General features: G+C 39.8%; 25 protein-coding genes. 21 read left to right on the top strand and 4 right to left on the bottom strand.

What is annotated here, in order from left to right; translation table 11 throughout:
- The 5 genes from BABA_RS08515 (at position 1) to BABA_RS08495 (ending at position 4434) form a co-directional block, all read left to right on the top strand.
- Positions 1-1122 (top strand): GerAB/ArcD/ProY family transporter, encoded by a 1122-nt coding sequence (locus BABA_RS08515; protein ID WP_007084755.1) that lies wholly within the window; start codon positions 1-3, stop codon positions 1120-1122.
- Complete coding sequence (locus tag BABA_RS08510) at positions 1106-2263, top strand: Ger(x)C family spore germination protein (RefSeq protein WP_007084754.1); 1158 nt, start codon at positions 1106-1108, stop codon at positions 2261-2263. The genes BABA_RS08515 and BABA_RS08510 overlap by 17 nt, the downstream gene beginning before the upstream one ends.
- Before the next feature lie 78 nt (positions 2264-2341).
- On the top strand, positions 2342-2917 hold the full coding sequence (locus BABA_RS08505; protein ID WP_040345742.1) for an SCO family protein: 576 nt from the start codon (positions 2342-2344) through the stop codon (positions 2915-2917).
- A gap of 110 nt (positions 2918-3027) precedes the next feature.
- Positions 3028-3852 carry an SGNH/GDSL hydrolase family protein gene (locus BABA_RS08500; protein ID WP_007084752.1) on the top strand — a complete coding sequence of 275 codons (825 nt, stop codon included), beginning with the start codon at positions 3028-3030 and terminating at the stop codon, positions 3850-3852.
- The gene (locus BABA_RS08495; RefSeq protein WP_007084751.1) at positions 3853-4434 is read left to right on the top strand and encodes a YpmS family protein; all 582 of its coding nucleotides are present in this window, start codon (positions 3853-3855) and stop codon (positions 4432-4434) included.
- A gap of 30 nt (positions 4435-4464) precedes the next feature.
- On the opposite strand, the gene BABA_RS08490 is transcribed toward BABA_RS08495, so the two are convergent.
- Positions 4465-5217, bottom strand: coding sequence for a DUF4397 domain-containing protein (locus BABA_RS08490; protein WP_007084750.1), 753 nt, complete (start codon positions 5215-5217; stop codon positions 4465-4467).
- Positions 5218-5548: 331 nt separating this feature from the next.
- Between BABA_RS08490 and rsgA the strand changes: the two genes are divergently transcribed.
- From rsgA to msrB, 3 genes are all read left to right on the top strand, one after another.
- Entirely contained in the window at positions 5549-6616 is a 1068-nt protein-coding gene (rsgA, locus tag BABA_RS08485; RefSeq protein WP_007084749.1) for a ribosome small subunit-dependent GTPase A, read from the top strand.
- Positions 6617-6732: 116 nt separating this feature from the next.
- Positions 6733-7275, top strand: coding sequence for a peptide-methionine (S)-S-oxide reductase MsrA (gene msrA, locus BABA_RS08480; RefSeq protein WP_007084748.1), 543 nt, complete (start codon positions 6733-6735; stop codon positions 7273-7275).
- The gene (msrB, locus tag BABA_RS08475) at positions 7265-7696 is read left to right on the top strand and encodes a peptide-methionine (R)-S-oxide reductase MsrB (protein ID WP_007084747.1); all 432 of its coding nucleotides are present in this window, start codon (positions 7265-7267) and stop codon (positions 7694-7696) included. Before msrA ends, msrB begins: the two co-directional genes overlap by 11 nt.
- 23 nt (positions 7697-7719) lie before the next feature.
- Here the strand turns inward: msrB and BABA_RS08470 are convergent, their stop codons facing one another.
- Positions 7720-8316 (bottom strand): DUF502 domain-containing protein, encoded by a 597-nt coding sequence (locus BABA_RS08470; RefSeq protein ID WP_040345783.1) that lies wholly within the window; start codon positions 8314-8316, stop codon positions 7720-7722.
- A 119-nt stretch (positions 8317-8435) separates the two neighbouring features.
- Between BABA_RS08470 and BABA_RS26450 the strand changes: the two genes are divergently transcribed.
- Positions 8436-8591: a YjcZ family sporulation protein gene (locus BABA_RS26450; protein ID WP_007084745.1), complete on the top strand. Its 156-nt coding sequence runs from the start codon at positions 8436-8438 to the stop codon at positions 8589-8591.
- A 38-nt stretch (positions 8592-8629) separates the two neighbouring features.
- Here BABA_RS26450 and BABA_RS08465 read toward each other — a convergent pair whose 3' ends face one another.
- Positions 8630-9991, bottom strand: coding sequence for a TrkH family potassium uptake protein (locus BABA_RS08465; RefSeq protein WP_007084744.1), 1362 nt, complete (start codon positions 9989-9991; stop codon positions 8630-8632).
- A gap of 188 nt (positions 9992-10179) precedes the next feature.
- Between BABA_RS08465 and BABA_RS08460 the strand changes: the two genes are divergently transcribed.
- From BABA_RS08460 to BABA_RS08415, 10 genes are all read left to right on the top strand, one after another.
- Positions 10180-11535 carry an aspartate aminotransferase family protein gene (locus tag BABA_RS08460; protein ID WP_007084743.1) on the top strand — a complete coding sequence of 452 codons (1356 nt, stop codon included), beginning with the start codon at positions 10180-10182 and terminating at the stop codon, positions 11533-11535.
- Entirely contained in the window at positions 11536-12228 is a 693-nt protein-coding gene (locus BABA_RS08455; RefSeq protein WP_007084742.1) for a CoA transferase subunit A, read from the top strand.
- Positions 12213-12878 carry a 3-oxoacid CoA-transferase subunit B gene (locus BABA_RS08450; RefSeq protein ID WP_007084741.1) on the top strand — a complete coding sequence of 222 codons (666 nt, stop codon included), beginning with the start codon at positions 12213-12215 and terminating at the stop codon, positions 12876-12878. The genes BABA_RS08455 and BABA_RS08450 overlap by 16 nt, the downstream gene beginning before the upstream one ends.
- A gap of 35 nt (positions 12879-12913) precedes the next feature.
- Entirely contained in the window at positions 12914-14179 is a 1266-nt protein-coding gene (locus BABA_RS08445) for a peptidase (RefSeq protein ID WP_007084740.1), read from the top strand.
- A 126-nt stretch (positions 14180-14305) separates the two neighbouring features.
- A complete protein-coding gene (ablB, locus tag BABA_RS08440) occupies positions 14306-15160 on the top strand; it encodes a putative beta-lysine N-acetyltransferase (protein ID WP_007084739.1) in 855 nt (284 codons plus the stop codon).
- Between the two features lie 65 nt (positions 15161-15225).
- Positions 15226-16620: a sigma-54 interaction domain-containing protein gene (locus BABA_RS08435; RefSeq protein WP_007084738.1), complete on the top strand. Its 1395-nt coding sequence runs from the start codon at positions 15226-15228 to the stop codon at positions 16618-16620.
- 144 nt (positions 16621-16764) lie between these two features.
- Positions 16765-18174 (top strand): lysine 2,3-aminomutase, encoded by a 1410-nt coding sequence (kamA, locus tag BABA_RS08430; protein ID WP_007084737.1) that lies wholly within the window; start codon positions 16765-16767, stop codon positions 18172-18174.
- A gap of 24 nt (positions 18175-18198) precedes the next feature.
- Positions 18199-18483 (top strand): YokU family protein, encoded by a 285-nt coding sequence (locus tag BABA_RS08425; protein WP_007084736.1) that lies wholly within the window; start codon positions 18199-18201, stop codon positions 18481-18483.
- 116 nt (positions 18484-18599) lie between these two features.
- Positions 18600-18821, top strand: a complete 222-nt coding sequence (locus BABA_RS08420; RefSeq protein WP_007084735.1) for a YozE family protein — start codon at positions 18600-18602, stop codon at positions 18819-18821.
- Positions 18822-18955: 134 nt separating this feature from the next.
- The gene (locus tag BABA_RS08415) at positions 18956-19654 is read left to right on the top strand and encodes a hypothetical protein (RefSeq protein WP_007084734.1); all 699 of its coding nucleotides are present in this window, start codon (positions 18956-18958) and stop codon (positions 19652-19654) included.
- Here BABA_RS08415 and BABA_RS27260 read toward each other — a convergent pair whose 3' ends face one another.
- The gene (locus BABA_RS27260) at positions 19655-19822 is read right to left on the bottom strand and encodes a hypothetical protein (protein WP_157273145.1); all 168 of its coding nucleotides are present in this window, start codon (positions 19820-19822) and stop codon (positions 19655-19657) included.
- Between the two features lie 185 nt (positions 19823-20007).
- On the opposite strand from BABA_RS27260, the gene BABA_RS26445 reads away from it, so the two are divergent.
- Together BABA_RS26445 and BABA_RS08410 are read left to right on the top strand one after the other, a co-directional pair.
- Positions 20008-20178, top strand: a complete 171-nt coding sequence (locus BABA_RS26445) for a YozD family protein (protein WP_007084733.1) — start codon at positions 20008-20010, stop codon at positions 20176-20178.
- A gap of 151 nt (positions 20179-20329) precedes the next feature.
- Positions 20330-20641: a YodL domain-containing protein gene (locus tag BABA_RS08410; RefSeq protein WP_157273144.1), complete on the top strand. Its 312-nt coding sequence runs from the start codon at positions 20330-20332 to the stop codon at positions 20639-20641.
- Positions 20642-20718 lie beyond the last annotated feature (77 nt).

The following is a 20718-nucleotide window of genomic DNA, read 5'->3' as shown; positions in this document are numbered from 1 at the left end:
ATGAAGGTGAATTTACATCCCAAAAAAAGTATGTTGTTTAATGCGTTTTTTCTCATGTTTATTATTCACTCAGTCCAAGCTGGGGTGGGGGTTGTCGGGCTGCCAAGAATCGTTTTTCTAGAGGCCAAGCATGATGCGTGGATCTCTGTGATATTAGGCGGTGTTTTCGTTGCCATTATTTTGTGGTTCATGATGATGATGCTTAATCAATATGAAAGTGCTGATTTATACGGGATTCATGTCGATGTATTCGGAAAATGGCTAGGTAATTTTCTGAGCATTCTTTACATGCTCTATATGTCCACCGCTTTTTTTATTATCATGATGAACTATATTGAAATTGTTCAGGTGTGGATTTTCTCCACTTTACCCACTTGGCAGCTTGCTTTCGTTCTTATCCTGATATCCGTTTATGCTGTTTATGGTGGTATTAGAGTGGTTGTTGGGGTAGCATTTCTATCTGTTATGGGTACGGCATGGCTTATTTTAATTCAAATAGTACCTTTACGGTATGCGGACATTGCGCATATATTTCCAATTATGAATGTAGATATAAAACACCTGCTAAAAGGTGTTAAAAGTACTACTTTCTCGATGATGGGCTTTGAATTAATCTTATTCGTCTATCCCTTCATTAAGGAAAAACGTAAGGCCCATCTTTATGCCCAGATTGGCAATGCTTTTACGACTCTAACATTTACAATTCTTACATTTATTTCGATTATCTTTTTTGCTGAAGATAGCCTTAAAAATGTGATCTGGCCTGTGATCTCGATGTTTAAAGTTGTCAAGCTTCCCAATCTAGAAAGGTTTGAGTTTATTGTTGTTTCCTTTTGGATGCTGGTAATTTTACCAAATTTGTGTGCTTACTTATGGGCGGCCTCAAAAGGGTTTTCGAGAATTTTTAAACGAAAGCAAAAATGGGGAGTATGGATCATAGCTATACTCGCTTTTAGTACCACTTTTTTCATAAAAGCAAGATATCAAGAGAATGTGGTTACAGATATAGTTGCAAAAATAGCGTTTTATGCGGCTTATTGCTACCCAATTGTTCTTTCCATTATTGTTTTTTTGAAAAAACGGTTATCAAGGAGGAAAAAAACACATGCTGAAGGATCCTAAGTGGAATCTGCTGGCAGCCCTTCTTTCTTCCATCATTTTCTTATCGGGATGTGTTGAGCGAAAACAGTTGGAAAAGTTAGGATTAATGACGGCAGTGGGGTATGATCTAGAACAGGAAAATCGGATTAAAGGTTCAGCAGTTGTCCATAAATTTGATCCGTTAGCAAAAAATCTTACGAAAATCATTACTGTTGATGGCAATACAAGTAAGGCTATCCGCCAAGAACAAAATCTTGAAACCGACCAAAATCTTGTCATGGGCCAGCTTCGCTGTGTAATCTACAGTAGGGAATTGGCAAAGCGGGGAATTATTCAGCTTGTAGATGCCCTTAATCGCGATCCAAGCATTGGAAATACGGTTTACTTAACGGTTGCTGAAGGTGATGCTTCATCTATTCTTAATATTGAACAAAAGAGTCTAAAATCTGACCTTGGGACGTATTTATATAATTTAATTAAACAAAATGTTGAGAGTGAGCAGCTCCTTTCTCCCACACTGCATGAATTCAATCATTTCTTTAGTGATCACGGAAAGGACCCAGTGTTGCCCATTTTAACAATAAAGAATGGGGCCATTGTCATATCGGGCCTTGCCCTTTTTAAGGAAGACAGGATGGTTAGTACACTTAATAGTGACCAACTTTTTTACTTAAAAGTCTTATCAGATAAATATCGATCCGGGTCATTCGAACTTAGCTTTACCCGATCCCGATTTAAAAAAGTCATCAGGAAAGAAGAAGGTATTGCTTATCGAACGGTTTACAATAAATTTTATCTTAATCTAGATAATATTCGCAGTCATTCTAAAATTAAATTAGTCGACAAACAAAACCTTCGTTATAAAATAGAAATAGACTTGGCATCAATATTGTTGGAAGCTACAGAGCCATTAGATTTGTCTTCTCCGGAGAAAATTAAGTATATTGAAAATGAAGCTAATAAGGAAATGGAAAAGGAGATAAAAAAATTACTCCTAGGTTTTCAAAAAAATGGTGTGGATCCTGCAGGATTTGGGGAAAAATATATCGCCAGTACACGCGGGAAAAGGATTTCTAAAAAAGGATGGAAAGAAAAATACAAAAATGCAAAATTTGATGTTGAAGTAAAAAATACTATAACTAAGACCGGTTCTATTGATTAAAGCCCATTTACTTTCCTCTTTTTCAATTCTTTGATAAACTATTCACGTTATGTAATAGAAAAGGTTGCAGGTGATACGATGAGGGCTCGGTTTTTGTTTATTTTTTTGGTAATTAGTGTATTGTTAATGGCCGCATGCGGAAAAAAGGATATTAAAGATTCTGTGACATGGCCGTTAAAAGATTTTACCGCGACCACACAAGATAACAAGCCATTAGGGTTAAAAGATTTAAAGGGTAAGATATGGATTTCTGATTTCATGTTTACCAGCTGTCCGGATATATGTCCGCCGATGACTTCCAATATGACGAAGTTACAAAAAATGGTGAAGGATGAAGGGTTAAAGGATATAGAATTTGTTTCCTTCAGTGTGGATCCGACGGTAGATACACCAGAAGTTCTTAAACGCTATGCTGCGCAATTTGGTGTTGATTTTAATAATTGGACATTTCTAACTGGCTATTCTCAGGATTTTATTGAAGAATATGGACCTAAAAATTTTAAAACAATTATTAAAAAAGTATCAGAGGGTAATGTTATGCACCAACCATATTTTTATCTGGTGGATCGGGACGGCAACATCAAAAAAACATATAAAGGGAACGAAGAAGTTCCTTTTGATGAAATTATCGGTGACATTAAAACATTGCAATAGACCATAACATAGGTCTATTTTTTTTGCCAGGAATAGGATATAGGACTTAATTGTTTTGAATGATTATAGTCGTGGTATAATAAAGTGAAAATAGAAGGCAGGTGAATAAAATGAAAAAGTTTTTCACCCCTCTAATTCTCTCGGTATTATTATTATGTTCATGCAGTGAGTCCAATCCTTTAGTGCTCCATCAGGAAAAGAAGGTTGCAGCACAGGTTTTTGCCCCGATTCCCGCTGATTTTGTCCCGCGAAAATTGACCATCGTTTCTGCAGGTGATTCCTTAACACAAGGCGTTGGTGATAGTACAGGCCAAGGTGGTTACCTGCCATACTTAAAAACGATGCTGGAAAAGGAAAAAGGGATACAGGAAGTGGATTTCTATAATTTTGGGGTAAAAGGAAATCGGACAACACAGCTATTAAAAAGACTCAAGACACCGGAAATGAAGGAAGTATTACAGAAAACTGATTTGGTCATCCTTACGATAGGCGGTAATGATATTATGAAGGTCGTAAAGGATAATATTTCAAACCTGCAAATTTCCAATTTTACAAAGGAAAAAGCCGCATTTCAAGAACATTTGACACAAATTTTTGAGGCAATTGTCCAAGAAAACCCTAATGCGTCGATCGTGCTGGTAGGCTTGTACAATCCATTTTCAACATGGTTTTCTGATATTAAAGAAATGGATCAGGTTGTTGCTGAGTGGAATCAAGTTGGTCAAAATGTGATTGCCAATTTTTCGCATGCCTACTTCGTTAAAATAGAAGATGTATTTTTGACAGCTGCTGAAGATCTTTTGTATACTGATCATTTCCACCCTAACGACAAGGGATATGAACTGATTGCTGAAAGGTTGAATGAGACCTTGGGTGACCGCGTAATACCTGACCTAGAGAAATCCTCCTACATGGTCAGTACAGAGGAGAATTAGATGAAACGAAACAAATGGAAAATTGGTTTCCTACTTTTGTTAGGTATTAACCTTTTAATTGCTATTATTATTTTTTCACTCGTTATATCTCCCTTGGATGGTAAGGAAATAAGCAAAATAAATAGTCCTACAGGTGACCATGTTTCTTTTCATGTTAAATCAAACAAGTATGATTTAAATCGACTTATTAATCATTACCTGAAAGAAGAGGCTGCTGATTCTCCGATTGAGTATCGGATCATATTAGGAGATGAAGTCGAGCTATATGGGGTATTACCGTTTTTTAGTGAAAAGTTAAATTTGAAATTGACTTTTGAGCCGATTGCTCAGAAGAATGGTGATTTAGTTTTGGAGCAAAAATCAATGTCGGTGGGAAAGTTACATCTTCCCATCTCCTATGTATTAAATTATATTAGCGAAAACTATAAGCTCCCAAAAGGAGTTGAGATTCGCCCGAACGATCATCTCGTCTATGTCCATATGCAGCAATTAAAATTGAAAAGTGATCTTCAAATCAAGGCAGATAAATTTGATCTGAAGAAGGATGATATTGGTTTTACAATATTAGTACCTATGAAATAGGTGCCTCGTTTTCTACGGGGCACCTGTTTTTTAATCTTTGATCCTGATAAATTGTAAATCGGGTGTGCCTTTGGATAAACCGAGAAAGACAATTGTAGTGGTCTCATTTGCTTTAAACTGAACTTTCGGCATTGGTAAGACTACCTCTTTACTGCCGGCAGTTCTTGCCTCAAGGTCAACTCTCATTGGTGTCAATCCCAAATAATCTGTTGCTTGTTTGTAGGAAATTTTCGAAAAAATCACATCCCGATCCTTCACGGCGATATCAAGTGGAGGGGTGTCGGGAGATAAGTGGATAAAGCGAACCTTTGCTTCATTTAAAGGAACCTGCGGCTCGTTTAAAAATACGAGCAAGCGCATTTTTTTGACAGAATCAATCGTTGTCAGCGTGTACGATTTTCCCGCCTCAACCGTAATTTTTTTATTTAAGACGCTATCCACCATGTTTCCGGCTGGATAGATATCTATATGGTATTTACCAGGATGTAATGCAAGTTCCTGGCTAACCTGTTTTAACGGAAGATCCCTTATGACTCGTTTACCATTTATATACATATCAACATTAGGGGCATCATGGGAGGTGTGAAGCAGGCGGACTTTGGCTTCTCCCTGTGGTAATTGAAAATTGGTACGCATGATGTTCATTGCTTTATTGATGCTTTTAACATGTTTTAAATAGAAATGAATGTGTAAGTTTGGGTTTGTGTATTTATAGTATTGCGCTAACAAATCATACATGGCAGCTTTTTGGAGATAATCGGCTTGGTTTCTTGTCTCGGACATATTATCAACTCCTAACTAGTGGCTTACCTATAATTTATTCAAGCTGAAATAGGTAGGTGTCTATATTCAATTGCTTTAAATGGAAATTTTGTTTACAAGTGGGGAATTTTTGCATATACTAGGATTAAATATCAATGAAAGTGGGTGACGTGCAATGATAATTGAAACGATGAGATTATTAGTTGAGTTTAATATTGTTTGCACAGCCCAAGGATGTTCCGTATAGGGTCTCTTTACATACCCTTTATTTCAGGAAGCGAATTCAACCATGGGCTGTGTGTGCCTATGGTTTTTTATTTTGAAAAAATAAAGATTCGCTGGAGGAAAAAGGATGAATTTAGTAACAATGGGTTTAACTGATAAAATATTGAATGATTTTAATACAGTAAAAACTAGTGATGATTTGATCATCGGCCGCGTGGCCCTTGAGCATAAGCGGATGTACCGGGTTTGGACGGAGCAGGGTGAAGTATTATGTGAGGTTTCGGGTAAGTTTAGCTTTCAGTCTCATACGAGAGAGGACTTTCCTGCGGTTGGTGATTGGGTTTCCTTGAAACCAAGGTTTGATGAAGGGCGGGGAACCATTTACGCCGTCTTGCCGCGTAAAAGTAAGTTTTCGAGAAAATCTGCTGGTGACACCGCTGAAGAACAAATCGTTGCCGCAAATGTTGATACCGTTTTGCTAGTAAATTCTCTAAATGAGAATTTGAATTTAAGAAGGATTGAACGGTATTTATTGTTAACTTGGGAAAGCGGGGCAAATCCGGTTATTGTGTTAAGTAAAGCAGATCTCTGTCAAGATATCACTGCGAGGTTGGCCGAAGTTGAAGCCATTGCCTATGGCGGTGTCCCTGTTATTCCGATCAGTTCGGAGACGATGAGTGGATTTGAAAAATTGGAAGACTTTTTGCGGCCAGGAAAGACGGTTGCCTTGCTCGGGTCATCCGGCGTCGGGAAATCGACCATTACCAATCGATTGTTGGGGGAAGAAAAACAATTGGTTCAGGAAATTCGCGAGGACGATGCGAAAGGCAGACATACGACAACCCACAGAGAACTGATATTATTGCCAAATGGCTGTATCCTGATTGACACCCCCGGAATGAGGGAATTACAGCTTTGGGAAAGCGCTGATGGGTTAATGGAAACCTTTTCTGAAATTGAAGAACTTTCTTCACAGTGCCGCTTCCGCGATTGCAAGCATAAGGATGAGCCGGGCTGTGCTGTCGTGAAAGCAATTGAAGATGGATTTGTTGAGGCTGATAGGCTTTTTAGCTACAACAAGCTGCAAAAGGAATTAGCGTTTATTGAACGGAAAGCCGATAAACGGGCCCAGTCTGAAGAACGTAAACAGTGGAAACAGATCAATAAACAGATGAAGCAGAGGAAAAGCCGCTAAGTTGGAATTGCCGAACCAGGAAGGACTGGTTCGGCTTTCTTTATGTGGAGTGCCAGAAATTTATTTTTTATTATAACTTCTGTTATACTTTTAATAAGACGAAAAGGGGTGGGAATATGGAAGAGAAGCATCAAGTAGCAACATTTGCGGGCGGCTGTTTCTGGTGCATGGTGAAGCCATTTGACGAACAGCCGGGCATTATAAGTGTTTTGTCCGGATATACCGGTGGAACAGTTGAAAATCCGACCTATCAGCAGGTATGCACAGATACGACTGGACATTATGAAGCTGTTCAAATTACCTATAATCCGGATATTTTCCCGTATGAAAAATTAGTAGAGTTATTTTGGCAGCAAATTGACCCTACCGACGCAGGCGGCCAGTTTTATGACCGAGGCCAATCATATCAAACGGCGATTTTTTACCATAATGAAACACAAAAAAGGATTGCAGAAGAGTCTAAGCAAAGATTGCGGGAAAGCGGCCGATTTAGTAAGCCAATCGTGACACCGATTTTACCTGCGCAAACCTTCTATCCAGCTGAAGAATATCATCAACACTACTATAAGAAAAACCGCGCACATTATCAGTCTTATCATGTCGGGTCAGGACGGGCCGGATTTATCGAGAGGAATTGGGGGGATGAACATGCAAAATAAAGATTTGAAAAAGGAATTAACACCCATCCAGTATGAAGTGACACAAAATAATGGTACTGAACCGCCATTTCGCAATGAATATTGGAATGAAACAAGAGACGGGATTTATGTTGACCTTGTTTCAGGTAAGCCGTTATTCAGTTCTCTAGATAAATTTGATGCTGGCTGCGGCTGGCCAAGCTTTACGAAACCGCTAGAAGATGAAGAAGTATTGGAAAAAGCGGATCATAGCCATTTTATGGTTCGGACTGAGGTACGGAGTAAATCTGCAGATTCTCATCTAGGTCATGTATTTAATGATGGGCCCGATCCGACAGGCTTACGCTATTGTATCAACTCCGCCGCACTACGGTTTATACCAAAAGAACAGCTTGAAGAAAAAGGGTACGGAGAATTTACAAAACTATTTGATAACAAATAAAAGCCGCAATTTGCGGCTTTTTGTTATGAATTTTTCCCCTTCTGTTTTGAAGAAGATGTCATCCCGCCGGATAAGACAAATTTCATTGCATCTTCTGGTTTAACATCGATAATCTCCACTTGTTCCTTTGGGATTAAAAAGGTAAATCCGGCTACCTGGAATGATTGTGGAATATAGATTGCCACGTGATCCTTTAAAGGGCTGTAGAATTCCTCTAATTGATCGGAAGTAATGAAACCTAAACTGCGCATTTCAGTTCCCGGAATCACCACCAAAGCCACTTTGGAAAAAGACTTCTTGTCGCCAAGGAAGGATTGAACTGTATCCTTGATGACAGAATAAATCGTCTTCACGACAGGAATTTTTTCAAGAAGGCGGTCAATTAGCCTAATTATTTTTCCTGTTACATACTTTGTAGACATCCATCCAAGTAGAGTAATCAACACAATCGTCGTTAATAAGCCAAAGCCAGGTATGTAATCTTCCCTCAGGTAGGGTCTTAATGTATTACCTAATAACCCGTCCAAAAATATAAACGTCTTATAAATGACGTAGATTACAAGAATGATTGGCACTATGGTTAAAATACCATTAATAAAATTCTTTAGAATTGATTTCACCTTATCACCCACAAATTTATCATTGTCTTTCATAATATAGGCGAATGCACATACAGGTCAAGTACCTAGTACATAAAGTAACAGGGAAGAGATACAAATTATCGAGGAGTGAAGCATGTATGTATGGTGGATATGGATATGGATATGATGGCTGCTGCGGTTACCCGGCCGCCCCAGTAGGTGGATGCGGAGGCTTCGGAGGTTTCGGAGCATTTGCGTTAATTGTTGTCTTGTTTATTTTGTTAATTATCATCGGCGCAAGCTGGGGGTTCTAAACTGGAAAAAGCTGCCTCACGAGGGCAGCTTTTATATTTTAACCGATTGTAACCTTTTCCTTCGGATAATTGAATTTCTCCTTACTTCCTTTTCCTCGTAAGATAAGCAAACAGGTTACAATCCCCACTCTTCCGATAAACATTAAGCTGATAATAAGGATTTTTCCAAAAGTCGTTAATTCGGAGGTTAACCCCATTGATAAGCCATTTGTACCGAAGGCGGAAGAGACCTCGAAAATGACCTCAATTAATGTGCCGTGCTCTGTTATTGATAATACGATGATCGAACACAAACAAAGGAAGGCAGCAGTTGTAAGCACGATAAATGATTTAAGTACATCTTCATTATGGAGTTCCCGTCTAAATATTTTGATTGAGCTTTTTCCCTGAGCATAAAAAATAATCGATAATATTACGATGGCAAAAGTAGTTGTTCGGATTCCTCCGCTTGCACTACTCGGTGAGCCGCCAATGAACATCAAAATCGACAGGAACAGCTGGTTACTTGGCGTAAAATCATTGATATCCATTGTCGTTAATCCGGCACTTTTGGTTGTGGCCGAATGAAAGAGCGAATAAAAAAACGATTCATGCCAGGCCTTATTTGCAAAGAAGTGATGACTGTCTAAAAGAAAAATAAAAAGAGCACCAACCACTGTAAGAATGACAAAGGTTAATGTCGTTAATTTTGTAAACAAAGTAAAATGAAATTTTTTCTTTTGTTTCGTGCTTAAAAAGAATTCATAAATCTCCACCATTACCGGGAAACCGATGGCACCAACAATCATTAAAATGATGATCACTGTTTGAACAAAATAATCATGGCTGAATGGGCTAAGCGATTCATCTGTGATATCAAACCCTGCATTGGTTGTGGCACTAATGGAAGCAAAAAATCCATGTTTAAAAGCAGTTAACGTGCTTCCGTAGTAACTTTTGAACCAGAAACCTAAAATAAGTCCGCCGATTAATTCAAATGATACAAATATAATGAAGATCCGTTTGGCCAGCTGCACCAACCCCGCTAAATTAGACTGATTTTGGTCAATCATAATCAGCTGTCTTTCTTTCAACCCCACTTTTTTGCCCAGCATAATCCAGAGGAATGTACTTAACGACATCACTCCAAGTCCGCCTAATTGCAGAATCAAGCATAAAAGAAAAATGCCAAAGTTACTAAAGGTTTCCTTTAACGAAATAACGCTTAAGCCCGTTACACTTATCGCGCTGGCAGAAGTAAACATGGCATCAATAAAACTTAATGAAACATTTTCACGGTGGGCTAGAGGGATTTTTAATAATAGTGTAGAAACGATTAATGCAGACAAATAAAAGATGACGATTAACTGGATCGTCGATAATTCCTTCGTTTTTAATTGAATTTTTTTAATTGTGTCCATATGACCCTTTCCTTTTGTAATCTACAGTCATTCTATAATACCCATGCCAAAAAGTAAAAGAGAGATTCATAATGCCCCACATGATTATTTCTTCAATGTCACCTTTTCAAATGCAATGATAGAATGAAAAATCCTCTCATATAATGGAATTAATAAGAATTTATTTTGAAAAAAGAAAGTGGTGGCATATGGAAAAATCATTTCTTATCAAACCCATGCTTGATGAAATATACCCGGTCATTGATTATGGTAAAGGGGTCTACTTATATGATATGGAAGGAAAAAAATACCTTGATGCTGCTTCCGGTGCCGTAACCGCCAACATCGGACATGGTGTCCTCGAAATTATTGAAGCGATGGAGGAGCAGGCGAAAAAAGTTTCTTTTGTATATCGCTCGCAATTTACCAGTGAAGCGGCTGAAAAGCTGGCGAAGAAAATTGCCGACTGGATGCCAGGGGATCTAAACTGGAGTTTTTTTGTGAACAGCGGCTCGGAAGCGACAGAGACGGCGATGAAAATGGCGATTCAATATTGGCAGGAGCAGGGGATTCTTACTAAGACAAAGGTATTATCAAGATGGGTTAGTTACCACGGGATTACATTGGGAGCGCTTTCGATGTCTGGACATACCGGGAGAAGGGCCAGGTTTGTTCCCCTTTTAGAAGATTTTCCAGTGATCAACCCTCCTTACTGCTACCGCTGCCCGTATAATCTTGAGGCACCAGCTTGCGGTTATGCGTGTGCTAATGAATTGGAAATGGCCATCAAACGGATTGGCGCTGACCAAATAGCTGCTTTTATCGCTGAACCTGTTATTGGAGCCGCTGGCGGGGCGATTGCGCCACCTAAGGATTATTTTAAAACCATTAAAAAAATTTGCGAGGACAACAATATTCTCTTTATTGCAGATGAGGTCATGACCGGTTTTGGCCGGACAGGGACGGTGCTGGCCTGTGAGCAATGGGATGTCATCCCGGATATTGTCGCATTTGGCAAAGGGATGGGGGCAGGATATGCACCAATTGCTGCTGCAGTGGCCAGTGAAAAGGTGATGGCACCAATTTTGGCCGGAACAAAGTCAGTGATGAGCGGACATACATTAAGTGCGAATCCACAGTCCTGCGCCGTGTCATTAGCTGTCCTTGAATACTTAGAAAAAAACGTGATTATTAAAGAAGTAGAATCCAAGGGTATTTTTTTGAAGAATCAGCTTGAAAAACTAAAAGAGCAGTTTTCATTTATCGGTGATGTCCGTGGTAAGGGTTTACTGCTTGGCATCGAATTTGTTGAGGATCAAGAGACGAAAACGCCATTTCCGAGAAAGGCCTTCATAACCCAAAAAGTGGTAAGGATTGCTATGGAAAAAGGTCTCCTTGTTTATCCAGCGGGTGCTGGAATTGATGGGGTGAATGGCGACGCGATTATTATCTCACCGCCATTAACAATCACAGAAAAAGAGATTGAGAACTTACTATTATTAGTAAAAGAAACCCTTGCAGCTTTTTCGAACCAAATAAATGCGGAAACGGTTGGTGATAGCTAAATGAAAAATTCATTCGGAAAAATGACTACATTAGAGGCGGTCATGGAATTTTTTCATGACGGTATGACAGTCATGTTTGGAGGATTTGGTGGGGTGGGTTCTCCACCGACATTGATTGATGGGATTTTGGAGAAAGGTATTAGCGAACTGACCTTAATTGGAAACGACACGGGTTTTCCGCATATTGGCATCGGGAAAATCGTCAGCCGGGGCTTAGCCAAGAAGGTAATAGCCTCGCATATCGGCTCCAACCCGATTGCAGGACAGCTTATGCATGATGGAAAATTGGAAGTAGAATTTTCGCCACAAGGCATTTTAGCCGAAAGAATCCGCGCTGGGGGTGTCGGTTTGCCAGCTTTTCTTTCTGATATTGGCATGGATAATGAACTAGTTTCGAAAAATAAACCGCTTTTTGCGATTGATGGGAAAGATTATCTGGTGGAAACAGCCTTAACAGCAGCGGTTTCGATCATTTATGCAAAAAAGGCAGATGAATATGGTAATTTAATTTATGACAAAAGTGCCCGAAATACCAATCCACTCGTGGCGATGGCAGGGGATATTACAATTGCCGAGGTCGAAGAAATTGTCCCATTGGGAAGTCTTGATCCTGACGAAATCATTACCCCGGGAGTGTTTGTTGATTATTTGATTCCATCGAAGGGGGTGAATTGGAAATGGGCATGGGAATAGATGTGCGTAACCAAATGGCGAAAAGGGCAGCGGAAGAAATTCAAAATGGTATGGTGGTTAACCTCGGCATTGGGATCCCATCACTTGTTCCAAACCATTTGTCTGAGGAGACAATGGTAATGTTTCATGCTGAAAACGGAATTACCGGGATGGGGCCGAGTCCGGACATTGGGGAAGAGGATGAAAATTTATGCAATGCCGGCGGATTTCCTGTCACACTAAATAGTGGGGGTTCTTATTGTGATAGTGCCATTTCGTTCGGAATGATTCGTCGCGGCAGGGTTGATATCACCATATTAGGTTCACTGCAGGTCAGTCAATATGGCGACCTCGCTAACTGGATTGTTCCGGGGAAAAAGGTGCCTGGCATGGGAGGGGCGATGGAACTCGCGCAAAAGGCAAAAAAGGTGATTGTCGTGATGAATCATTGTGACAAACATGGAAACCCCAAAATTTTACCATCCTGCACATTACCATTAACTTCGGGCCGCAGCGTTAATCTAATAGTTACCGAGTTAGCTGTTTTCAAGGTGACCGACGAGGGTCTGCTTTTGACAGAGCTATTTGCACCATACAGTTTAGAAAATGTAATGGATAAAACCGGGTGTAAATTTAAACTAGCCGAACCTGTTCGTCATATCCCGTACTAAGCGTAAATTTGCCTTGAGGAGGAGTGAATCAGTAGATGAAATATGACAACCAAATAAAGCAGTGGCTAAAAGAGAATCGCGCACGCGGAGCGAGACTGTTACAAATCCTTGTTCGTGAAAATAGTACGCGGGGAAATGAAAGCAGTACGCAAGCACTTGTGATTGAAAAATGTCGCCAGCTTGGGCTGGCACTTGATATTTGGGAAATAGGCGGCGCTGAATTAAAAAACCACCCAGCATATTGCTGTGACCGCAAAAGCTTCGATGGAAATCCTAATCTGGTAGCGGTGTTAAAAGGTACGGGCGGCGGCAAATCAATCATTTTAAACGGTCATATCGATGTCGTTCCAGTCGGGGACGAGTCAAGCTGGAAGCATGACCCATTTAGTGGCATGATTGAGTGCGGAAAGTTGTATGGCCGCGGGGCAACCGATATGAAAGGCGGAAATGTGGCATTGCTAATGGCAATCGAGTCGTTGATCGCCAATGGCATTAAGCTGAAAGGGGATGTTATTTTTCAAAGTGTAATTGAAGAGGAAAGCGGCGGGGCTGGGACGCTTGCGGCTGTTTTGAGGGGGTATCATGCAGACGGAGCCATTATTCCTGAACCGACGAATATGAAACTATTTCCTAAGCAGCAAGGTTCGATGTGGTTTCGCATCACCATTACCGGTAAAGCGGCACATGGAGGTACAAGATACGAAGGAGTCAGTGCCATCGAGAAATCCCTTTTTGTGATTCAAAGATTACAACAGTTAGAGAAAGATAGAAATGAGAAAATAACGGATCCCCTTTTTGAAAAATTCCCGATTCCGATTCCGATTAACATTGGAAAGATTACTAGCGGCGAATGGCCTTCATCGGTGCCTGACACCGCCATTATTGAAGGGAGAATGGGCGTGTCGCCAGAAGAAACGATTCAAGCGGCACAGCATGAAATGGAAAGTTGTCTGCGAGAATTAAATGAGGGGGATGAATGGCTGCGAGAAAATCCTCTCAATCTTGAATGGTTTGGCGGCATGTGGCTGCCTGGAAGTCTTGGAAGTGACCATCCATTAATGAATGAACTGACAAATAGTTTCATTGAAGTGAAGGGAGCACCCCCTATTGTTGAAGCAAGTCCATGGGGAACAGACGGCGGCATACTTTCTACAGTGGGTAATACTCCCGTCGTTGTGTTCGGGCCTGGTATAACTGAAACGGCACATGATGCCAATGAGCATATTAATCTAGAAGATCTGTTTGCCGCAAGTGAAATCATTGCATTAACACTCTTGAAATGGTGCGAGGTCGATGAGTAGGGGATTCACCATTTTACACAATTAATTGATATAATTGAATTGAATGAATGGAATGTCTGGCTTAATTCTTGGCCAGACATTTTTCAAATAGACGTGACAGAGAAATCACTGTAAGGAGTGACCTAAATGAACTTAACCGCGTCCACCATTTATCTGGAGGAAGAAAGTTATTTCCTTGAGGTGTATCTAGACCCGTTTAATAAACGAATTCGTGTGGATGATTATCGTGGGAATACACGATTATTGCTTGAAAAAGCAGAGGAACTAGCCCACAAGCACCAAGCGGAAAAATTAATTATCAAGGCTCGCAGCGAAGATTTTCTGCTATTTTTCGAAAAAGGACTTCAGCCTGAGGCAGTGGTTGACCGCTATTTTCTGGGCTCAGATGCCCACTTTTTCTCTAAATTCTATACACCGGAACGGAAACGCAATGATCATTGGATTACCGAAGACGGGATGATTCATAGCATTTATCAATTAGACACTTCAGTGGAAAAAACGTACCCACCAAAGGAATATGAATTAAAAAAAGCGGATGAGAGCTGTGCTGTGGAGCTTTCAGCCCTCTATAAACAAGTATTTCAAATCTATCCAACCCCATTACATGACCAGGAATATGTAAAAAAGACGATGCAGGAGGGAACGATTTATTACATCTTTTTTTATCAAGGGAAAATTGTCAGTGCCGCTTCTGCCGAAATCAATTCCTTTTATAAAAATGCCGAATTAACGGATTGTGCCACATTAACGGAGCACAGGAAATATGGACTGATGAAGATTATTCTTCAGGAGCTTGAACGGGAATTGAAACGAAACGGAATTTTTTGTGCCTATTCGATTGCAAGGTCATTATCCTTCGGGATGAACGCTGTTTTATTTCAACTTGGCTATTCGTACCGGGGAAGGTTCGTTAATAATTGCTATATTTATGACAAGCTCGAAAATATGAATATGTGGGTGAAGAATCTGGCAACCTGCTAATATTTCGGCTGAAGAAGCCAATTTTTCGGCACCTTACAATACCTCCAGAAGGGTAGGTGAATGAAATGGTTCAATTAACGGCTTTAACGCAAGAAGTTCTGACCGCCATTCTTAAGAGCATTGATGAAGGGATCCATGTGGTCAATATAGAAGGAAGAACTATTTTTTATAATGAAGTTGCAGCAAAGCATGATGGCATGGATGTCAAGGAAGTGCAGGGAAAGCATTTAATTGATGCATTCCCCTCGATGACTGAAGAATCCAGTACGCTTTTAAAGGTGATTAAAACAGGGAAGCCGATTTACAATCAAACACAGGTTTATCTGAATTTACATGGGACAAGAATTGATACCATTAACACGACACTGCCAATCTTTCTCGGCGAAGACATAATCGGGGCTGTTGAAATTGCGAAAGACTATTCGCGGATGAAGCTGCTGGCAGAAAGGTTATTGGATTTACAAAAAGGGGTCAATAAGAGCAGAAAGAAAAAATTATCAAAGCAAGTAAACTATACATTAAATGATTTAATGACGATTACTCCTGAATTTAGCAGCTTGATAGATGAAGCTAGGAAACTGGCTAAATCAGATTCTCCGATTCTTGTCTATGGTGAGTCGGGAACGGGGAAGGAATTATTTGTCCAAGGAATTCATCATGAATCACTTCGTTCGAGTGGTGCTTTTATTGCCCAAAACTGTGCCGCCATCCCAGAAACCTTGTTGGAAAGTATCCTATTTGGCACCGCAAAAGGCAGCTATACGGGGGCAGTCGATCGCAAAGGGCTATTTGAACTTGCTGACGGTGGAACCCTGTTTCTGGATGAACTACATACCATGCCGATTGAACTGCAGGCGAAGCTATTACGGGTGTTAGAGGATGGAATGGTGCGAAGGGTTGGCAGCTCGCAAAATATTTCCGTTGATGTCCGTGTGATCGCGGCCATGAATGTACACCCAAGCATGGCACTAGAGGAACAGAAGCTGCGATCTGACCTCTATTATCGCTTAAATGTATTCACTTTCTCCCTCCTTCCCTTAAGGAATCGGCAAAAGGATATATTGTATTTAACGAAAAACTTTATTCAAGAGTTTAATAAAAAACTAAAAAAAGATATTCAAGGTGTGGATAAAAAGCTTGAACGTTTCTTCATTGACTATCCGTGGCCAGGGAACGTCCGGGAACTTAAACATACCGTGGAATATATGATGAATGTTTGCGAGATGAGAAACCTACGGGTTGAGGATTTGCCAATCATGCTGCGGCAGCCTCCTGCCCAATCAAAGGGAAAGAATCCTCCTCTTGAGGGTTTATCATTAAGAAAGAATCTTGAAACAGTAGAGAAAACACTGATCAAAGATGCACTTGACCAATGTGCGGGGAATATTAACCAGGCAGCAAAGCTTCTGGAAATTCCGAGGCAGACATTACAATATAAAATGAAAAAAATGATGGAGTAAGCCGCCGAGTTTTCGGCGCTTTTTTTTATGAAATTCTTATTAAAATTATGAATTTTCCATCAAACCCACTTCTCAAGCTGTTTTAAAAAATGGCACGAAACTTGCATATTTAGGTAATAAAGCAAGTTTTAGGGGGAATGGATGATGAAGCAATTTTTATATAAACCTAAAAGGCATTGGCAGGATATAGAGCTCTGGAAAGATGTTCAGGAAGAGCAGTGGAATGATTGGCTCTGGCAATTAACCAATACTATCCGCACAGTAGACGATCTTAAAAAGGTGATTAACTTAACTCCTGATGAAGAGGAGGGCGTAAGGATCTCAACGAAAACGATTCCCTTAAATATTACTCCATATTATGCTTCCTTAATGAATCCTGACGATTCTAGGTGCCCAATCAGAATGCAATCTGTTCCGATTTCAAAGGAAATTTATAAAACGAAATATGACCTGGAGGATCCATTGTATGAGGATGAGGATTCCCCAGTACCTGGTCTGACGCACCGCTATCCTGACCGTGTCCTATTCCTTGTGACCAATCAATGCTCGATGTATTGTCGCTATTGTACAAGAAGACGCTTCTCCGGGCAGATAGGGATGGGTGTTCCGAAGAAGCAGTTAGATGCCGCCATTTCCTATATTAGGCAGACACCGCAGGTTCGTGATGTATTAATTTCCGGTGGTGACGGGCTATTAATCAATGATAATATTTTAGAATATATCCTAAAAAATTTACGAGAAATTGATCATGTGGAAATTATTCGGATTGGAACAAGGGCACCTGTTGTCTTTCCGCAGAGAATTACCGAAAACCTCTGCAATATTTTGAAAAAATACCATCCTGTGTGGTTAAATACTCATTTTAATACATCTATCGAAATTACCGATGATTCAAAAAGAGCATGTGAAATGCTGGCAAACGCAGGAGTTCCGCTTGGTAATCAGTCGGTTATCTTGGCAGGAATTAATGACAGTGTTCCGATTATGAAAATGCTGATGCATGACCTCGTCAAAATTCGTGTTCGCCCATATTATATTTATCAATGTGACCTGTCAGAGGGAATTGGCCATTTCCGGGCACCTGTATCGAAAGGACTCGAAATTATTGAGGGACTGCGCGGACATACAAGCGGATATGCTGTCCCGACTTTTGTCGTAGATGCTCCTGGCGGCGGCGGGAAAATCGCCCTGCAGCCGAACTATTTAATTTCCCAAAGCCCGGAAAAAGTGGTTCTCCGTAATTTTGAAGGGGTGATTACCTCTTATCCGGAACCGGAAAACTATGTACCGGGTAGAGCGGAAGGGTACTTTCAAGAAATTTATCCGGAAATGGACGAGAAACGGTCGCTTGCAGGTATTGCTGGTATCATGAATGATCAACATTTTAATCTTGTTCCGGAAGGTTTAACAAGATTGAATCGCCGTCAGAATTATAATCAGGACCCTGCACATACCTCATTAAAGGATAAGCGGAGTAAGCGTGATGAATTAAAGGAAAAGAAATTTATTGCCTTGACTGAGAAGGAAAAGGCCAATAAAGAGCTTCTGAGTTGATAAAGGAATAGGGGGGCGGGAAGGGTGAAAATTGAATGTGAATGGTGCAACAGCATCAATGTAGAACAAATAACGGATTCCGTGTTTTGGGAATTACCGGACGGTTTAAGAGCGATTGAAATCGCGAAAACCCCCACATACTGCTGCAGAGATTGTGACATGATTTATCAGAGTGAGGTCATTGTCAAAGAAATTGAGAATCATTTGTATCTTATTGATTGCAAGCAAATTGGCAAAGTGATTGCCTTTGAGGAATTAATGAAAATTCAAAAGTTATTGAAAAAGAATTATTTTGATTTTTCCTCCTAAAGTGAGCAGCCCCGATTTTGGGCTGCTTTTTCCAGTTTTACAGGTAGACGGAAACGACCTAATCCGTTATAGTATTTCATATGAAATCTGTAACCAGTGAAGAAGGTCATTTATTGATGAGAAAATCATTTTATCATTTCCTAATGAAATATAGACATCCAGCACCAAAGGATGAGATAAGTAAGTTTGCTAACCATGCCTATCTGGATCATGCTTTTCCAAAAACAGCTGAAGATTACCATGAATTAAGTTCTTATTTGGAACTAAATGGATCTTATTTGGAGTCTATGACTGTGTTTGATGAAGCCTGGCAGCAATATATCGCGTCCGAAAGTTAATAATGAAGAAATGACATCGTCTCCAAATTGGAGGCGATTTTTTCATTTTTTAAATCACATTAGCGATATCCATTACCACGCATATACTATTGTATATACTATTCAGACTAATCCAATTGAGGGGATGGGAGGACATGGCAAAAAGGAAAAAATCGAAGTATCAGATTGGTGATACCGTTGTGATTACTATGTATGGCACCGTCGGTAAGGTCACTGATGTCAAATGGCTGGAAGGGAAATATGTGTATGAAGTAAATAAGAGTGAAGGTTTATTTATTGAAGAAGCCTTACAATTACTTTCAGAATATGATGGCACAGTTATGGAGCAGGAACAGATTGATATTGAATACAAGTTTTTTTTCGGAGATTTAGTTCAGGTAAGTGGTTATGGTGCTGATTTATTTAAAGTTGTTGGTTTTCGAACCGAAATTTGGCGCTACAAAGAGGATGCCTGGGAAGATGTCATTTATGAACTTTCAAGGGTTAGTGATGGGGAATGGCTTGAAGCGGGGGAGGAGGAATTAACTCTTGTTGCCGATGCGGAGAATGCCGACACCTTTATTCAAAAATTAGGTCTCCTATACTTAGTCAATAAAAATGAAAAAGCAGAAAAAACCCCAAAATTATTGCAGAACATGATAAGAAAAGCAGAAGTTGAAGAAATCGAACGTAAAAAGGAAAAAAAGGAATTAATCGATAATCTATTAGACATATATAATGATTACCGAACTTTATATGAACTGTTTCAGGATCAAGAATATTATCAGGTCATGCGCGTGATTCTTAGAAAATTAGAAGGTCTAACAAGCAACGATGGCAAAAGCCATGTCTAGCTACCAGCTTGAAATGACAAATAATAAATAGATAGCAAACGGAATTGCAGCCCATTTAATCAGAAAAAACATGGTGTCAGTTATCTTCTCCATGAATCGTAGGGTGAGACTATCCTCACGGTTAACATCATCAATAAACGCCTCTAACTTCAATTGCAAGTTCGACATTTGATCACCTCAAAGTGTTTTTTTACATCCTATGCTTGTCCAATCCAAATTAGACATGCTCTCTTAAATAAATTATTTCCTTATTTCTGGATATTTTGGGTTAAATCAAATGGTATATGGAAATCAAAGTAAATAGCATGAAAAGGCCATGTACATCATACATTCTCTAAAAAGGGGGCGATGCTATGAGAGAAATTGAAGTATTCATTGACACGGAAGAAATTGCCGAATTTTTCTTTCATGAGCTTGTAAAAAGGGGATACGTTCCTAGCGAGGAAGAATTGGAAGAGCTTGCGGATATAACATTCGAATATTTGATTGAAAAGAGCATTATTGACGAAGAGGTGGAGGAATAAAAACCTAACATATTTGGAAGGACACTTCCATTAAAATAAATATTTTTAAAAAATGAAATTCGACAAAAATATTTAAGTTTCTATGGAGGAATCGACATCATCGACAGCTAATAATTAGAATAGACAATAAATTCTAATTAATTGGAGGTATATGATGATCAAAATGTTAACAAAACGAGCATGTAATCAATATGATGTGACGATCTTTCAAACTCCAAAGTATCGTGAACGAAAAGGGTATAAAGAGGTTTATCGAATTCTTATACCCGCAAATAGCCGTGAACATTGTTTACAGGAGACCTTTAGCCGTTTTAATGTGACCGATAGAATTCCGACAAATTACGAGGGGAGATTCCTTGCGACCGGGGACATTATCTTAATTGATGAAGGCCGTGGCGGACAATATTATTATCAATTAAAACCTGGCGGATGGTTCCCAATAAATCGAATCATTATTCGCTAATCAAACTAAGAAAAGCGGAAGGCGCCCGTCTATCGGTGTATGGACTGGAGCGCTTCGACTGAGATAAAGGAAACACG

The sequence above is a fragment of the Neobacillus bataviensis LMG 21833 genome, from assembly GCF_000307875.1.
GTDB classification, from domain to species: domain Bacteria; phylum Bacillota; class Bacilli; order Bacillales; family Cytobacillaceae; genus Neobacillus; species Neobacillus bataviensis.
This window is presented reverse-complemented; position numbering and strand designations above follow the sequence as displayed.

Coding starts and splice junctions, on each gene's coding strand:
- BABA_RS08515 (WP_007084755.1), top strand. CDS start 1: ATGAAGGTGAATTTACATCCCAAAAAAAGTATGTTGTTTAATGCGTTT.
- BABA_RS08510 (WP_007084754.1), top strand. CDS start 1,106: ATGCTGAAGGATCCTAAGTGGAATCTGCTGGCAGCCCTTCTTTCTTCC.
- BABA_RS08505 (WP_040345742.1), top strand. CDS start 2,342: ATGAGGGCTCGGTTTTTGTTTATTTTTTTGGTAATTAGTGTATTGTTA.
- BABA_RS08500 (WP_007084752.1), top strand. CDS start 3,028: ATGAAAAAGTTTTTCACCCCTCTAATTCTCTCGGTATTATTATTATGT.
- BABA_RS08495 (WP_007084751.1), top strand. CDS start 3,853: ATGAAACGAAACAAATGGAAAATTGGTTTCCTACTTTTGTTAGGTATT.
- BABA_RS08490 (WP_007084750.1), bottom strand. CDS start 5,217: ATGTCCGAGACAAGAAACCAAGCCGATTATCTCCAAAAAGCTGCCATG.
- rsgA (WP_007084749.1), top strand. CDS start 5,549: ATGAATTTAGTAACAATGGGTTTAACTGATAAAATATTGAATGATTTT.
- msrA (WP_007084748.1), top strand. CDS start 6,733: ATGGAAGAGAAGCATCAAGTAGCAACATTTGCGGGCGGCTGTTTCTGG.
- msrB (WP_007084747.1), top strand. CDS start 7,265: ATGCAAAATAAAGATTTGAAAAAGGAATTAACACCCATCCAGTATGAA.
- BABA_RS26450 (WP_007084745.1), top strand. CDS start 8,436: ATGTATGGTGGATATGGATATGGATATGATGGCTGCTGCGGTTACCCG.
- BABA_RS08465 (WP_007084744.1), bottom strand. CDS start 9,991: ATGGACACAATTAAAAAAATTCAATTAAAAACGAAGGAATTATCGACG.
- BABA_RS08460 (WP_007084743.1), top strand. CDS start 10,180: ATGGAAAAATCATTTCTTATCAAACCCATGCTTGATGAAATATACCCG.
- BABA_RS08455 (WP_007084742.1), top strand. CDS start 11,536: ATGAAAAATTCATTCGGAAAAATGACTACATTAGAGGCGGTCATGGAA.
- BABA_RS08450 (WP_007084741.1), top strand. CDS start 12,213: ATGGGCATGGGAATAGATGTGCGTAACCAAATGGCGAAAAGGGCAGCG.
- BABA_RS08445 (WP_007084740.1), top strand. CDS start 12,914: ATGAAATATGACAACCAAATAAAGCAGTGGCTAAAAGAGAATCGCGCA.
- ablB (WP_007084739.1), top strand. CDS start 14,306: ATGAACTTAACCGCGTCCACCATTTATCTGGAGGAAGAAAGTTATTTC.
- BABA_RS08435 (WP_007084738.1), top strand. CDS start 15,226: ATGGTTCAATTAACGGCTTTAACGCAAGAAGTTCTGACCGCCATTCTT.
- kamA (WP_007084737.1), top strand. CDS start 16,765: ATGAAGCAATTTTTATATAAACCTAAAAGGCATTGGCAGGATATAGAG.
- BABA_RS08420 (WP_007084735.1), top strand. CDS start 18,600: ATGAGAAAATCATTTTATCATTTCCTAATGAAATATAGACATCCAGCA.
- BABA_RS08415 (WP_007084734.1), top strand. CDS start 18,956: ATGGCAAAAAGGAAAAAATCGAAGTATCAGATTGGTGATACCGTTGTG.
- BABA_RS27260 (WP_157273145.1), bottom strand. CDS start 19,822: ATGTCGAACTTGCAATTGAAGTTAGAGGCGTTTATTGATGATGTTAAC.
- BABA_RS26445 (WP_007084733.1), top strand. CDS start 20,008: ATGAGAGAAATTGAAGTATTCATTGACACGGAAGAAATTGCCGAATTT.
- BABA_RS08410 (WP_157273144.1), top strand. CDS start 20,330: ATGATGATCAAAATGTTAACAAAACGAGCATGTAATCAATATGATGTG.